Raw genomic sequence first — 14,479 nt, 5'->3', positions numbered from 1 at the left:
CGGGGAGACAAAAGCGGTTATATCCACTTCTATCTCCCCGATTTTTTTAATATCCCTGAAAATTATACCAGATAATCACCTACCCCGCCAGGCCTCCCATCATACTAAATACAATGATGCCTAATACCAGGAGCGTAATACCTACATACAAATAATCTTTCTCCAACAAGAAAGCAATCACTGAAAAGGCAATACGAATAATAGGTGTGGCAATCAGCAACACAATACCCAATTGAATAATATTCATGCCCTTGTTTTCCAACACCCCCTGCCAGATTCCCGGCAGATCGGCGAGCCCTTCCCGTACACCGGTAAAGTCGCCATAGGAAGGCTGTTCATGCCCGTGACGGATCAGGTAGATCACACCACCAATAAAAACCATAACACTGGAAACAATAACGCCTATACGTAGTTGCTTACCAATCAGCTGTTGAATATCCTTGTCCCGGAAATACTTAGAAAATACCTGTTTCATTGTTTATAGTTTTCCGGTGAAACCATTATAGATCATTTGCAACGCGAGAAACCCGATAACAACGCTAAAGACTATACGTAATCCTTTCACGTTGGCACGGGTCAGTAACCGGGAACCGGCAAATGCACCCGCCAGCACACCCAGTACCACCGGCATACACAGGCCGGGAGAAATATACCCGCGTTGCAGGTATACCACAGCACTGGCAGCTGCCGTAACTCCGATCATGAAATTGCTGGTGGTGGTAGACACCTTAAAAGGAATGCGCATGATATTATCCATGGCCAGCACCTTCAGCGCACCGGACCCAATACCCAGCAAGCCCGACATCACACCGGCAAAGGTCATCATGAAATAACCACCTGGTACATGGTGCACTTTATAACTCACCACGCCCGATTCGGTAGTCGGATAACTCCCGTTGAGCCGCAACTGTTCCGCCAGTTTACTATCTCCTTTGTCGGCCGGAAATTCCATTTTCTTCCGGAAAGACATCAAAGAAGAGAAAATAAGCACCAGTCCGAAAATAATGGCCACCACATTGGTAGGCATGTACACCGCAATGAGCGCCCCCACAACAGCCCCTGTGGTAGTAGCTATTTCCAGGAACATACCCAGCCGGATATTGGTGATGCCCTCCTTTACATACGCTGAAGCTGATCCGGAAGAAGTGGCAATAGACGCCACCAATGCAGTGCCGATAGCATACCGGATATCGGCATGAAATACAAGGGTGAGCAAAGGAATGATCACAACGCCGCCGCCTAAGCCGGTCAGCGACCCCAGCAGGCCAGCCAAAAAGGCCCCGCAGAGGAGGATCAGGGTAAATGATAAAATCGTCATAAGATGGTTTGGTTGGTTTTTTAGAGCGGATACCGGGGAATTACAAAGCGCCTGATATCCGCTATTTACAAAAGTAAGCAGAATATGATTCTCGCAATCCGGCAATCTATAAGTAACTTGCACCCTGACAATTAATCGTTTTTTATGATAAAGGTGGGTGAATACAACCTGTTAAGGGTAAAAAAAGAAGCTGATTTTGGTGTGTACCTCGAAGGCGTAGATCAGGAAATCCTGTTACCCACCCGATTTGTGCCCGATGGTACCCGTGTAGGCGATGAACTGGAAGTATTTCTTTACCATGATTCTGAAAACCGCCTGATTGCCACTACCCAGCGGCCGTTCGGCATTGCAGGGGATATTGTGCTGCTGAAAACCGTAAGCGTTACCAACCAGGGCGCATTCCTGGATTGGGGCCTGATGAAAGATCTGTTTGTGGCTTCTTCCCAACAGCTCACCCGCATGGCGCCCGGACAGGAATACCTGGTGAAAATATATATCGATGAAATGACGGGGCGCCTGGCTGCCACCGAAAAGCTGGACAGGTACCTGAGCAACGAAAATCTCACCGTACAGGAAAAGGACCAGGTAAACCTGGTAGTGTACCGCCGTACCGATATTGGCTATGTAGTGATCATCAACAACCTGCACACCGGTATTTTACACCACAACGAACTATTCCGCTCTATAGAAATCGGAGACAAACTGACCGGATTTATCCGTCAGATCAAAGGTGATAAAATTGATGTAATCCTCGGTAAACCGGGCTTTAACAGGGTAGAAGATGAGTCTGAAAAAATCCTGCGTCTCCTGCAGGAAAATGATGGCTACCTGCCTTATCACGATAAATCCTCCCCGGAAGAAATACAGGAGTTCTTTGGTATGAGCAAGAAAACGTTCAAAATGACCATTGGCAGCCTTTACAAACAACGGAAAATTGTATTTACCCAAACAGGTATCAAAGCAGAAGAAAACGTATAACCGGAACGGTGAGTAAATGCATTATCCGCATTTACTCACCAGCTGTTTTATTCCTTGTCGGGCTCCTCTGCTCCTGCAATCGGGAAAGTAATCAGGAAACTGGTACCTTCTCCCAGTGTGCTTTCCACGGCAATAGTACCTTTATGCTGCAATATGATGTTCTGTGTGGCAGTTAACCCAAGACCCGTTCCCTTTGTTTTATTGGTAAAGAAAGGCTCAAACAATTTAGCCAGGTTCTGTGGAGAAATTCCACTACCGTTATCGGATATACGAATAAACACTTTACCGGCTTCCTGCCAGGATTTAATGGTTAAACGGCCCTCTCCCGGCTTCATTGCTTCAATACCATTGATAATGATATTGAGGAAGGCAATGATAATCTTATCCTCATCCGCCAGGATATTACAATCCGGCGCGCACAATTCTTTAATAACCGCAATATTGTTCAGCTGGGAGCGATCGGCGGCAAGGCTCAGCGCTTTTTCCACCAGTGCATTCAACCCCATCGGCAGCATATTCAGCTCCGACATACGGGTGGATTGCAGCAATTCGGTAACCAGGTGATTAATCCGGTGACAGTTACGCTCCATAATATCGAGATAGAGCTGCGCATCTTCTGTTTCGGCCACCGGCTCCGCTTTGATCTGGGAAACGGCCAGCAGGATATTTGTCAGCGGATTGCGGACCTCATGTGCAATCAGGCGGGCAATACGGCCAGTAATAGCGAATTTCTCCTGTTGCTGCTTTTCCCTTTCCTTACGCTTGCGGGCAGTAATATCCTGGATAATGCAGAGGTATAATTGCTTCTTCTCATCGAGCAGGGAAGCGTTGATCATTACATCCAGCTGCTGCCCTGATTTGCTGCAGAATACATATTCCTTCTGCACCACCCCTTCTTCTGTACAGAGCTGATCCAGGAAATCCTTGATCACAGCTTCTTCCGCAAATAATCCCTGCAGGTGGCTGTTATACAGCTCCTCTTCGTCATACTTCAGTACACTGAGAGCAGCCGGGTTAGCAGCCACGATCTTATGCTCGCAATCCGCCAGCAGGATCAGGTCATTGGATTTCTCAAAGATGCTGAAATAACGTTTTTCACTTTTTTCTATCGCCTGGAGATGGCTGAATTTATCGAGGGTATAACGGATGGCCCTTTCCAGCAACGCTGCATTGATTTCACTTTTAACAAGATAATCAGATGCTCCTGCCTGCATGGCTTCCCGGTCTATCACATAATCGCCTTTCCCGGTAAACAGGATAACGGGGGCTTTATATCCCAGGTTGCGGAAATGATGCAACACATCTATACCGGTGTAAGCACCGAGGCGATAATCCACCAGGTAAAGATCGTGTGCACGTGTTTCTATTGCCAGTAATCCTTCTTTATAGGAGGATACCCATTGTAATACATATTGATCGGGTGAAATATCCTGTAGCAGTGAATTAACGAGGAAAAAATCATCTTCATCATCATCGATCATCAGGATATGCTTCTTGCCATTTGTTGCCATAAGTGCCGGAAAAGTTACCCTATCCTTACCAATAATCATGCACTAAAATAATCAGGTGTCGATATGGGCTTCGGTATCTTTCAGCACCACGTTCCTGCGAGGCAGGAACCAGGCAGGAATAAGCGTCACCAGCAGGATAAACAGCGAGATATGAAAACCCTGTTTCAGGGCAAGGTGATGTGCATAATGTCCTTCTTTGCCGGACAATACATGTTTATTGTAGGCGGCCTGCGTTACAATAGCCAGCACGGCAATACCGATAGCGCCTCCTACCTGTTGCATCAGGGTGCTGATAGAAGAAGCCATCGTCACCTCACTGGGGCGCACAGAACTGAGTGTAGCGGCATTCAGCGGCGCCAGCAGCAATCCCATTCCCAGCCCCCTTACGGTCATGGCAATGATCACCTCCGGGATAGTGCTGCCTTTATCCAGCAGCGCAAAAAGATACATCGATACGGCCAGCAGAGTAATTCCCATCATGGAGATCTCCCGGGAGCCATGTTTATCGGACCATTTGCCGGCAAAAGGCATCAGCACCGCCATAAATACTGAATTGGGTAATATGAGCAAGCCGGACATGCCTTCTGAAAAACCCATCTGCTCCTGCAACAGGAATGGCATGAGAAAGAGGCCGCCAAACAGGGCGGCTGCCCTGGAAATAGTGACGAGGATACAACTCACAAAGGAATAATTGGTGAACAGATCCAGGTTCATAATAGGTTCCTGTTTATGTTTATCTATCCAGATAAAACCCGCAAACGCTATCAGCGCCACACTCAGGGTCACCAGTATTTCAGGGGAAGTGATGCCTATTACTTCTGCCCTGGCAATGCCGTATTGCAGGCAAACCAGGAATATGGTCAGGGCCACAAAACCGGTAAGATCGAATGGCAGCTTCAATTTAGGCTGTTTACGCAGCACATCCAGGTAACGGTAAGCCAGTATAACCGTGATAATCCCAATGGGCAGGTTGATATAGAAAATAGAAGGCCAGCCGAATTTTTCCGTGAGAATACCACCTAAAGTTGGTCCCATTGCCGGCCCCACCAGGTTGCCCAGTCCCCACCATCCGAGCACGGTACCACGTACCCTGGCAGGAAACACATAGGAGATAATGGCCATAGACGTAGGCGCCATGGCACCGCCGCCCAATGCCTGTATCACACGGGCCACCAGCAGGGAATCCAGGCTGGTAGACAATGCACACATCAGGGAGCCTAAGGTAAAAAGGGAAATGGCACCGATATAAAGATTGAAAAAGCCGATCCTGTTTTTGAGCCAGTTGGTGAGCGGCATCAGCACGGAAAAACTGAGCATATATACCGTAATTACCCATTCTATTTCGTCGAGCGTACAGTTAAACTGCTTGCTCATAACGGGAAGGGATATATTGACGATGCTTGAGTCTATGCCGGCCATCGTAGTGCCCATAATGACCACTATCAGGATGCCTGTCCGGTTGATATCTCTCATACCCGGTCTTTCATCATAAATATCAGTTGCGCCTTTGCCACGAAGGGATTCAGCGGATTGCAGTTGATCATGAACAGGTAGGTAGCCAGTTCAGACAATTGCCAGTCAGTGGTGAGTTCACCATCCCTGAAGCAGTATACTTTCTTAAAGTTGAAATCCACCGGGATGTTCAGGGCAGCGCAGGCATGCATGGCCCTGTCCAGCGGTTCCTGCTCCATACCGGACTGACCATAACCCAGTTCCTGCATAATCTCGCTGGCGGTATACAACAGCCTTGGGTTATTCAGCTGTGAAATTCGCTCCGTGGAAATCACCTCTTCCAGATAATCAAAAAGTTTAAGCATGCCCATTCTCATTTAATTGTGAAAGTTGCTGAAACAATTCTTTTTCCTTGTCGGAAAGATTTGTTGGTATATGTACCATTGCCTTGATGTACAAATCGCCTGCCGATCCAGTGTTGTTATAGGCCGGCATTCCTTTTCCTTTTAAACGGAATACCTTGCCGCTGTCGGTACCGGCCGGAATATTCATGTTCAGGGAGGCGCCCGGTGTGTTCACCGTTATTTTGCCGCCCAACACCGCTGTATACAAAGGCAAAGCCAGTTCTGTGTGGATATCCTGTCCTTTCAATTCATACTGCGGATGTGGCGCCAGGTGTATGGTAATGAGGAGATCGCCGCTTTCGCCGCCGCTGCGGCCGGGATTGCCTTTTCCCTTCAACCGGATTACCTGCCCTTCATACAAGCCTGGTTTCAGCTTGATATTAAGCCTGCTGCCGCCCACTTCCACCTGCCTGGTGGCGCCGGTATAGGCATCTTCCAGGGATACTTCCATGGTGGCCTGCACATCGCGCCCTTTGCCGGGCCCTTGCTGCCGGCGACTGCCACCGGAAAAGCGGCTGCCAAAAAGCTGTTCAAAGAAATCTGAGAAATTACCATCCCCACCGGCGCCGCCAAACATATCATCCATATTGCCACCGCCATAGGAATAGGTATGCCGCTGTCCGCCTGCACCACCACCGCCATACTGGCCCCAGTCATAATCTTCCGGCCGGCCGCCATGCTGTTCGTAGTATTTGTAGTTTTCCCCGAACTGGTCATATTTCTTACGCTTGTCTGCGTCGCTCAGTACCTCGTAGGCTTCATTGATCTCTTTAAATTTATCTTCAGCGGCTTTATTATCGGGATTCTTATCCGGATGATACTTCACCGCGAGTTTACGGTAGGCTTTCTTAATCTGCTCAGCTGTTGCCGTTTTCTCTACTCCCAGTATCTTATAATAATCCTTTACGTCCATAGCTCTAAAACATGTTAAGGTGATAACTTGTTTTATGAATTTACGAATTAACCATGAAAACTAATTGGTGAACAGTGTCCGGCGCACCGGTACCGTTCACCAATTCAGGCTGGCATACAAATGGACTATTTATCTGAATAAATATTAGCATCCAGTTTATCAGAAATATACTGGATCGCCATCTGGGCGCGTACGCTGTTGCCGGCTTTATCCAGCGGGGGAGAGAACACCGCAATGGCATATCTGCCGGGCACTACGGATATAATGCCGCCGCCTACACCGCTTTTGCTGGGCAATCCTACCTTAAACATCCACTCGCCCGTGGTTTCGTACAGGCCGGTAGTACCCATAATAGCCAGTACCTTAGGCACATACTTTTCTTTGATCAGGCGTTCCTTCGTTACCGGGTTTACGCCGCCGTTCGCCAGTGTACCCGCCATAATACCGAGGTCGCGGGTATTGACCCCATAAGAACATTGTTTGGTGTAGAAATCGCAGGCATATAACGGATCATCGTACATATAGCCGTAAGATTTCAACAACATGGCAATCGCCTGGTTATGTGCATTGGTAGCGGCCTCCGATTTATACAGTTCATCCAGCACCGTCAGGTTACGCCCCGCAAATTTTGCGAAATAGGCATTTACCTTGTCCCATGCTTCGGCGTGGCCAAAGTGACTGGTGAGCAGGCTCGTAGTGGCCATAGCGCCGGCATTCACCAGGGGATTGGACGGCCTTTTGCCATCCAGCTCTATCGCCGGCACAGAATTGAAAGGCAGCCCGGTTTGATTGGCGCCTATCTTATCCAGGATTACACTGTCGCCGTATATTTCCATAGCCATACAAAGCGTAAATACTTTTTCGATAGATTCTATACCGAATTCAAACTTATTTTCTCCAACCTGGTACACCTGTCCTTCTTTTGTAACGATCACAATGCCGTACATATCTGAGTTCACTTTGTCGAGGAACGGGATATAATCTGCATTCTTTCCGCCTTTTTCATTTTTGAACAGGCTGTAGGCTTCGTTGATGACTGCGTTAAAATCAATGGGCTTTGCTTTTTTCTGGGCGTTCACTTCCGTGATACCCATCGTTAGCAGCACAAGCAGCGTTATTACAATTTTCATAGCTTTTTAATTTTATGCAGATGATCAGAATTTGAAGAAAGCACTGAACTGCGCCCGGATATCATCTCCGGATTTATCATCGGTATTTTCCCGCTTTCCATACAATACTTCACCTGCAATTTTAAAGAAGGATGTAAAGTAATACGTTGTATTGAAAGATGCGTAATGTGTGGCTTTCAATGTGCCTGCAGGCATATTAAGATCTGCGGTATTTAATTTCAGATAGCCGTAACCGATAGTAGAGCCCAGGCTCTTTGTCCAGAAGTGATCGTAGTACAGCCAGGTAGCCAGCATATTGATATTGGTAATGCTCTTATCATTCACACCAGCGTATCCATCCAGCCCTTCCCCGCTGATGTCTTCACTGTACTTTCCGTAACCGGTGCCATAGGCAAACTGGAACTTGATATCATCATTTTTGGAAAGGGTAATGTTACCGGAGAGATTAAAGGCCGCCCCAATACTTGTCTTCTTCGTACTATCCGCATTCCTGTAATCGATGGGATGTAATAATCCCGCCAGGCGGATATGGCTGATATTGTTCTTCCCGAAATTTTTCTGAAAGGCGGCAGTAACATCCGGATATACCGTGCGGTTGCTCCAGCTGGCAGGAATAGACACATCGCCGCCTGGCTGTTCTGCTGATACGGAAAACTTCATGGAGGGCGATAACTGTTGTGTAAACCGTAACTGCACCTGTCGGGTCCATACGTAGGAATTGGGCCCCCAGTAATCCATGATGTTCGGCCAGTTGTCATCATCCATAAAGTTGCTCCAGTACTGGCCGAAGGTCCATTTTCCATGTTGAATGTACGCGTGACGCAATCTTGGTGCGCCGGATAAACTTCCCCAGAGATCAAATTCCAGGACCGCTTTCAGGGCGCGTCCTTTTGCATCGGGAGCGCCAAAGGCGGTAAAAGCAAAACGGGACTGCCGGACGGTGAAGGCTGTATTACCATCACTCAGTGAAGGCACCGGGATGGTAGACGGCTGCATGGCGTGTATATTGCCAATTTCCTTGAAATCGTGAATAAAATCGGCCTGTACATATCCGCTGAATTGCAGGCGGATGCCCTTTACATCGGTAAAGAGAAAACCCTGCGTTTTTCCTCCTTCAATCATATTACGGGTCAGCCCCCTGCCATTTTCTGCGGTATCTGTTTGTGCTGATACACGAGTCGTCATTATATACAGTAATACTACGGTAAAGGCTACACTTAAGTACACACGGGAGCAACGGGTAGATCTTGCTATCACGATATATCTCATTTATGATGAATAGTTAATCACAACCAATCAGGTCATCAGCAGTACGATGACCACTCCCCAGATGATGAGCAAGGTATTGCCCACCGCGTAGGTAATCGTATATCCCAATGCGGGCAGGTTACTTTGTACTTCTTCCTGTATAGCAGATAATGCCGCAGTGGTAGTTCTTGCACCGGCGGTACAACCCAGCACCAGCGCCGGATGAAATTTAAAAATGTATTTGGCCATCAACACGCCCACCAGCAGCGGAATAGAGGTAGCGGCAATGCCCACCAGGAAAAGTCCCCAGCCTACTTCCTTAAAGCCTGCCACGAAACTCGGACCTGCAGTGATACCCACCACCGCGATGAAGGTGTTTAATCCTACATTGTTCATCACCCACAAAGCCGGTTCCGGAATTTTGCCAAAAGCAGGATGCTGTCCGCGTAACCAACCGAAGATCAATCCGGCAATGAGCGCACCACCACTGGTACTTAAGCTCAGCGGCACCCCACCTATGCGGATGCTCATAGCCCCCACCAAACCACCCAGCACGATGCCCAGCCCTACGTATATCATGTCTGTTTTTTCTGTTGGAATATCGGCATACCCAATGGCTTTCGCCGCTTTGTCCATATCTTTTTTATACCCCACCAGCTCCACATGATCGCCGCTTTCCAGCACCGCTTCGGGGTACACCGGCATGGCAATACCCGCACGTCTTATACTCTGTACCGGTATACCATGCATATAATCCATGGCGCGTAATTCTTTCACCGTTTTACCCACCACGCCTTTGTTCATCACAAATACCTGCACATTCTCCACCGGAAAATTCAGCAGTTCCACATCTACGATCTCCGTACCAATACTGTGTTCTTCGCCCAGTATGAACTCCCGGCGGCCACTCAGCACAATCTCATCTCCCGGATTAATAATATACTCCGGTGTGGGATCAACTATTTTCTTATCCTGCTGACGGATACGCTCTACAAATAAACGATGATCGCGTTGCCCTAATTCCAGCTCCAGTTGCTGTACCGATTTGCCGGCTGCAATGGAAGAGGCATCAATTGCATAGGCACGGAAAGTAACCGGAATAAAAGCGGAACGCATGCCCGGATCCTGCGTAGGATCACCGGCTCCCATGGTTTTCTCCAGTTCTTTGCAGGCAGCTCTTACTTTATCAATACCGCCCATCATCATCGGGGCGATGCTGGACAACAGCCATGCAGAACCTGCGGTACCAAAGATATAGGTCACTGCATAACAAACCGGCATGGCATTGATCATTACCTGCTTTTGCTCTGCACTGAGATTAACCTGGTTAATTGTATCTGCCGCTACTCCCATCACGGCCGATATGGTTTGTGAGCCGGCAATCAAACCAGCCGCCTGCCCCACGTTATAGCCTACCGCTACTGATAACAGCCAGGGGGCTATGAGGCATACCACGCACATGAGTGCGGCGAATAACACCTGTGGCAAACCATCCTTTTTCAGGCCACGAAAAAACTGCGGCCCTACGCTGTAGCCTACTGCAAAAAGAAACATCAGGAAAAAAACTGACTTCACATTTGCAGACACCTGTATATCCATCTGCCCAACGATCACGCCCATCAACAGCACACCAGTTACGGATCCTAACGAAAATTTACCGACACGGATACTGCCAATAAAAAAACCTGCAGCCAGTGTGAGAAAAATGGCCAATTCAGGATATTCCTGGAAGGTATGATGTAACCAATTCATTTATATCTGGATTATAAGAAGAAGAAAATGGTCATAATTTCAGTCGTAATAGGTAACACAGGTCATTCCCTATTTGTTCACCAGATATGAATTTTGATAAGGGCTGAACAAGTGGTTCATCCGGTTGTTAGACAACAAAACGAATTTCCTAACAATTAAGCCCACATTGTTATGCCATTATTTATCAAGAAAAAGGAGAATGAGAATTCCCGCTTAGGGTTATACGCATCCGCAGACAGCAGGGAAAGTATTCCGAAATACAAGATACCTGAGGAGGCGCAGGATATGCGTACTGTATATCACCTGGTACATGATGAATTAATGCTGGATGGCAATTCGAGGATGAACCTCGCCACTTTTTGCCAGACATGGCTGGATGAATATGTACATAAATTAATGGATGAGTGCCTGGATAAAAACATGATCGACAAAGATGAATATCCACAAACTGCTGAAATTGAAAACAGGTGTGTACATATTCTCGCCGATCTGTTTAATGCGCCAGACAGTGCCAGCACCATGGGTTGCAGCACCACCGGTTCCAGTGAGGCAGCCATGCTGGGCGGTCTTGCCCTGAAATGGCAATGGCGGAAAAAAAGGCAGAAAGAAGGAAAATCCACCGACAAACCCAACCTGATTTGCGGGGCGGTACAGGTATGCTGGCATAAATTTGCCCGTTACTTTGACGTGGAATTACGGGAAGTAGGCATGGAACATGGCCGTTATAATCTTACGCCGGAAAAAGTACTGGAACTGGCCGATGAAAACACGATTGGCGTAGTACCTACCTTTGGCGTTACCTTCACCCTGATGTACGAGCCGGTAGCAGAAATTGCGAAAGCTTTGGATAAACTACAGAAAGAAAAAGGCTGGGATATTCCTATTCATGTGGATGGCGCCAGTGGTGCATTCATTTCACCTTTTGTTACCCCTGATCTCGTATGGGATTTCCGCATTCCCCGTGTAAAATCCATCAATGCTTCCGGACATAAATATGGTTTAAGTCCGTTAGGTGTGGGTTGGGTAATCTGGCGGGAGAAAGAGGACCTGCCGGAAGAACTGATTTTCCGGGTAGATTACCTGGGGGGTGATATGCCTACGTTTGCGTTGAATTTCTCCAGGCCTGGCGGACAAATTGTAGCACAGTATTACAACTTATTGCGTCATGGCAGGGAAGGCTATACGAAGTTACAACAGTCCTGCCTGGATCATGCGCATTATATAGCAGAGGCGATAGGAAAACTGGGGCATTTTGATATTCTTTACAATGGTCAGGGAGGGCTGCCAGGGGCTTGCTGGACTTTAAAGCCTGGTGATCACGGCTTTACGTTATATGATATTTCCGACAAGATCCGCTCCCGTGGCTGGCAGATAGCTTCTTATCCGCTTACCGGCGCTGCGAATGATATTGTAGTACAACGTGTGCTGATCCGTCACGGCTTCAGCCGGGATATGGCAGACATGCTGATCCAGGATTACACCCGTTGCGTAAAATACTTTGAAGAGAACCCGGTGAGAAAGCCGCTGACACAGCAGGAAAGCGGCGGTTTCCATCACTAGTCGGCGCTACCCACGCCGGAAGAAGTTTCCAGGATCTGGTAGGTATCGAGCAAAGCCTGCACTTCGGCCGTCATTTCTGCCAGATCTACTATTTCCGCAGGTGTTACCAGCATCATCACATGATCTGCCGGTAAAGGCAAACAAATCATTTTTTCATTCTCCGCTGAATGATAGTGGTCATCCGATAACCGAGTGACCATTTTTTTAAAACATTCAAATTCGGTGATATCCAGGTTAACAACGGTAGTACCGAATGCGAGCTGAAGACCTTTGCAATGCGGGCAGCGGATGACGTATCCTGCAGCGCCGTGATATAATGTCTGGTAATTACACATGGGCTATCTATGGTTTGTGCCTCCAGCGGCCGTATCAGGGCCGCTGTCAGGACTTAATTCATCACTCTTTACTACTCAAATATGGTGGTGCAAACAACGGATGCATTTACTATGTATAGCTAATAACGCCGGGGTATTAATTACATGACACAAAAGTAAAGGAGTAAATCCGGGGGGAATGCTCGGATCAGGAAAACGACTTACGCAATAAGGAAAAAGCGGTGATTTTCTTATCCATGGATAAGAAAATCACCGCTTTTTATTCAGATACTATTATTTACTAATATCCTGGATTCTGCTGCAGCTTAGGATTGAGGGTAATCTCTTCGAAAGGAATGGGATAGATCTGGTGCAGTACGTTTGCATCCGATTTAAAGCCCCAGCTATTTTCGAATTGTTTAAAGCGGATCAGGTCATTTCTGCGCCAGGTTTCCCAGGCGAGTTCACGCGCACGTTCCTCCAGCAAATCATTCTCAGTGGTATTGCTGATCTGTGGTGCATGTGCACGGGTACGGATTTTATTCACCAGTACATCCGGTGTTTGCAACTCGCCGTTTACCGCTGTAGCCGCTGCTCCCCGGAGAATGGCTTCTGCCTTCATCAGCATCACATCTGCCAGCCTGAAAACGGGCACATCATTATTGGAATTACGCTCAGACGGCTCTGTATTCTTATCAGGATAATATTTGATAGAACGTACACCGGCAGCCTTCGCCAGCTCATCATTACCAATGTCCATACTGGGCACATCACGTAATACCATTTCCTTTGAGAAGGAGAGTTGCCAGTTGATCTTCTTCTCCGGCTCACTACCAGTATACCTGTCGTTCAGCCCTTTATTCGTGGTAGAGATCATAATAGGCGAGCCATCAGGATTCACCTGTGGTCCTTCCAGCCAGGTAGTATTACGCACATCTCCTGCTAAATTGAACTTATCATAGAAAGAACCGATGGTGCTCATCGCAATACTTGGGCGGAAAGGCAGGGAGAATTTCACCACAAGGCTGGTGTGTAAGCCAAAGCGGGAAAACTGGTTGCCTTTGATCACGTTACCGTCATACGGAATGGCAAAAATGGTTTCTTTAATCTGAGGACCATTGTCCGGCATAAAGATGCTGGTAAAACTATCATCCAGGCTATATTTCTTTGATACCAGCACGCTATCGGCCATGGCTACGGTTTCTGCAAATCTGGGCTTACCGGTATATACCACGGAGTTGAGATACATTTTTGTCAGCAAGGTAAATGCAAACCATTTGGTAGGCTTGGAGTAAGTTACCTGCGCCACTTCTGTTCTGAGTGATGGTATTACTTCTTTCAGTTCCTTTTCTATAAAGTTGAATACCTGCTCACGGCTGGATTGCTCCGGTGGTGTTGGATCACCAAAAGTAGTGACAATAGGAACTTTACCATACAGGTCCATCAGGTAGAAATAATACAACGCACGCATGGCCCGCCCTTCTGCTACTGCCAGTTTTTTAGAACTGCTTTCAGGCGCTTTTTCAAAAAGTAACAGGATACGGTTACAGGTACTAACGCCTCCAAATGCCCAACGCCATACACTTTTTACGGTAGGATGATCCGGTGTCCAGTTGTGCCGGTGTAACTGCGCATACTGACCACCATCCACGTAGTTACCACCACGGGCAGGGATAATGGCTTCGTCTGTAGAAAGCTCCTGCATACGCCAGTAATCTACTGCATAGCCTCCGCTCAGTTGTGTATAGATAGGACCGGATGCAGCGTTAAACCCATCTGCGGTAGTAGGAAAATTTTCCTTTACGTACTCAGATTCCACCTTTACATCCAGCTTGGTACATGCGGAAAGTAAAGTAAAACCGATCGCTATTCCAGTGAGATAAATATTTTTCATGTCGC

General features: G+C 47.5%; 13 protein-coding genes. 2 read left to right on the top strand and 11 right to left on the bottom strand.

The window, feature by feature from the left end; all coding sequences use genetic code 11:
* Positions 1-79 precede the first annotated feature (79 nt).
* Together BMW79_RS07325 and BMW79_RS07320 are read right to left on the bottom strand one after the other, a co-directional pair.
* Positions 80-475, bottom strand: coding sequence for a DUF1634 domain-containing protein (locus BMW79_RS07325; RefSeq protein ID WP_089892551.1), 396 nt, complete (start codon positions 473-475; stop codon positions 80-82).
* Between the two features lie 3 nt (positions 476-478).
* Positions 479-1,318 (bottom strand): sulfite exporter TauE/SafE family protein, encoded by an 840-nt coding sequence (locus BMW79_RS07320; protein WP_089892548.1) that lies wholly within the window; start codon positions 1,316-1,318, stop codon positions 479-481.
* 144 nt (positions 1,319-1,462) lie between these two features.
* Here BMW79_RS07320 and BMW79_RS07315 point away from each other — a divergent pair, with 144 nt between their 5' ends.
* Positions 1,463-2,296 carry a CvfB family protein gene (locus BMW79_RS07315; RefSeq protein WP_089892545.1) on the top strand — a complete coding sequence of 278 codons (834 nt, stop codon included), beginning with the start codon at positions 1,463-1,465 and terminating at the stop codon, positions 2,294-2,296.
* 47 nt (positions 2,297-2,343) lie between these two features.
* Here the strand turns inward: BMW79_RS07315 and BMW79_RS07310 are convergent, their stop codons facing one another.
* The 7 genes from BMW79_RS07310 to aspT all read right to left on the bottom strand — a co-directional run bounded on the left by BMW79_RS07310 (position 2,344) and on the right by aspT (position 10,706).
* Positions 2,344-3,807, bottom strand: a complete 1,464-nt coding sequence (locus BMW79_RS07310; protein WP_177192070.1) for a hybrid sensor histidine kinase/response regulator — start codon at positions 3,805-3,807, stop codon at positions 2,344-2,346.
* A 51-nt stretch (positions 3,808-3,858) separates the two neighbouring features.
* Positions 3,859-5,280, bottom strand: a complete 1,422-nt coding sequence (locus BMW79_RS07305; protein WP_089892539.1) for an MDR family MFS transporter — start codon at positions 5,278-5,280, stop codon at positions 3,859-3,861.
* Positions 5,277-5,624, bottom strand: a complete 348-nt coding sequence (locus BMW79_RS07300; protein ID WP_143059102.1) for a damage-inducible protein D — start codon at positions 5,622-5,624, stop codon at positions 5,277-5,279. The genes BMW79_RS07305 and BMW79_RS07300 overlap by 4 nt, the downstream gene beginning before the upstream one ends.
* Positions 5,617-6,576, bottom strand: coding sequence for a DnaJ C-terminal domain-containing protein (locus tag BMW79_RS07295; protein ID WP_089892534.1), 960 nt, complete (start codon positions 6,574-6,576; stop codon positions 5,617-5,619). Before BMW79_RS07295 ends, BMW79_RS07300 begins: the two co-directional genes overlap by 8 nt.
* Before the next feature lie 125 nt (positions 6,577-6,701).
* A complete protein-coding gene (gene glsA, locus BMW79_RS07290) occupies positions 6,702-7,706 on the bottom strand; it encodes a glutaminase A (protein ID WP_218150289.1) in 1,005 nt (334 codons plus the stop codon).
* A 24-nt stretch (positions 7,707-7,730) separates the two neighbouring features.
* Positions 7,731-8,963: a DcaP family trimeric outer membrane transporter gene (locus tag BMW79_RS07285; RefSeq protein ID WP_143059101.1), complete on the bottom strand. Its 1,233-nt coding sequence runs from the start codon at positions 8,961-8,963 to the stop codon at positions 7,731-7,733.
* Positions 8,964-9,002: 39 nt separating this feature from the next.
* Positions 9,003-10,706: an aspartate-alanine antiporter gene (aspT, locus tag BMW79_RS07280; protein WP_089892528.1), complete on the bottom strand. Its 1,704-nt coding sequence runs from the start codon at positions 10,704-10,706 to the stop codon at positions 9,003-9,005.
* A 171-nt stretch (positions 10,707-10,877) separates the two neighbouring features.
* Between aspT and BMW79_RS07275 the strand changes: the two genes are divergently transcribed.
* Positions 10,878-12,266 (top strand): glutamate decarboxylase, encoded by a 1,389-nt coding sequence (locus tag BMW79_RS07275; RefSeq protein ID WP_089892525.1) that lies wholly within the window; start codon positions 10,878-10,880, stop codon positions 12,264-12,266.
* Here BMW79_RS07275 and BMW79_RS07270 read toward each other — a convergent pair.
* Together BMW79_RS07270 and BMW79_RS07265 are read right to left on the bottom strand one after the other, a co-directional pair.
* Positions 12,263-12,601, bottom strand: coding sequence for a DUF6686 family protein (locus BMW79_RS07270; RefSeq protein ID WP_089892522.1), 339 nt, complete (start codon positions 12,599-12,601; stop codon positions 12,263-12,265). The two genes, BMW79_RS07275 and BMW79_RS07270, sit on opposite strands and share 4 nt — an antisense overlap.
* 280 nt (positions 12,602-12,881) lie before the next feature.
* Positions 12,882-14,474: a RagB/SusD family nutrient uptake outer membrane protein gene (locus BMW79_RS07265; protein ID WP_089892519.1), complete on the bottom strand. Its 1,593-nt coding sequence runs from the start codon at positions 14,472-14,474 to the stop codon at positions 12,882-12,884.
* Between the last annotated feature and the right edge of the window lie 5 nt (positions 14,475-14,479).

This window comes from Chitinophaga arvensicola (assembly GCF_900110835.1).
Taxonomy (GTDB): domain Bacteria; phylum Bacteroidota; class Bacteroidia; order Chitinophagales; family Chitinophagaceae; genus Chitinophaga; species Chitinophaga arvensicola.
This window is presented reverse-complemented; position numbering and strand designations above follow the sequence as displayed.

Excerpts from the sequence above, each read along its gene's own strand:
- BMW79_RS07325 (WP_089892551.1), bottom strand. The coding sequence starts at position 475 with ATGAAACAGGTATTTTCTAAGTATTTCCGGGACAAGGATATTCAACAG.
- BMW79_RS07320 (WP_089892548.1), bottom strand. The coding sequence starts at position 1,318 with ATGACGATTTTATCATTTACCCTGATCCTCCTCTGCGGGGCCTTTTTG.
- BMW79_RS07315 (WP_089892545.1), top strand. The coding sequence starts at position 1,463 with ATGATAAAGGTGGGTGAATACAACCTGTTAAGGGTAAAAAAAGAAGCT.
- BMW79_RS07310 (WP_177192070.1), bottom strand. The coding sequence starts at position 3,807 with ATGGCAACAAATGGCAAGAAGCATATCCTGATGATCGATGATGATGAA.
- BMW79_RS07305 (WP_089892539.1), bottom strand. The coding sequence starts at position 5,280 with ATGAGAGATATCAACCGGACAGGCATCCTGATAGTGGTCATTATGGGC.
- BMW79_RS07300 (WP_143059102.1), bottom strand. The coding sequence starts at position 5,624 with ATGCTTAAACTTTTTGATTATCTGGAAGAGGTGATTTCCACGGAGCGA.
- BMW79_RS07295 (WP_089892534.1), bottom strand. The coding sequence starts at position 6,576 with ATGGACGTAAAGGATTATTATAAGATACTGGGAGTAGAGAAAACGGCA.
- glsA (WP_218150289.1), bottom strand. The coding sequence starts at position 7,706 with ATGAAAATTGTAATAACGCTGCTTGTGCTGCTAACGATGGGTATCACG.
- aspT (WP_089892528.1), bottom strand. The coding sequence starts at position 10,706 with ATGAATTGGTTACATCATACCTTCCAGGAATATCCTGAATTGGCCATT.
- BMW79_RS07275 (WP_089892525.1), top strand. The coding sequence starts at position 10,878 with ATGCCATTATTTATCAAGAAAAAGGAGAATGAGAATTCCCGCTTAGGG.
- BMW79_RS07270 (WP_089892522.1), bottom strand. The coding sequence starts at position 12,601 with ATGTGTAATTACCAGACATTATATCACGGCGCTGCAGGATACGTCATC.
- BMW79_RS07265 (WP_089892519.1), bottom strand. The coding sequence starts at position 14,474 with ATGAAAAATATTTATCTCACTGGAATAGCGATCGGTTTTACTTTACTT.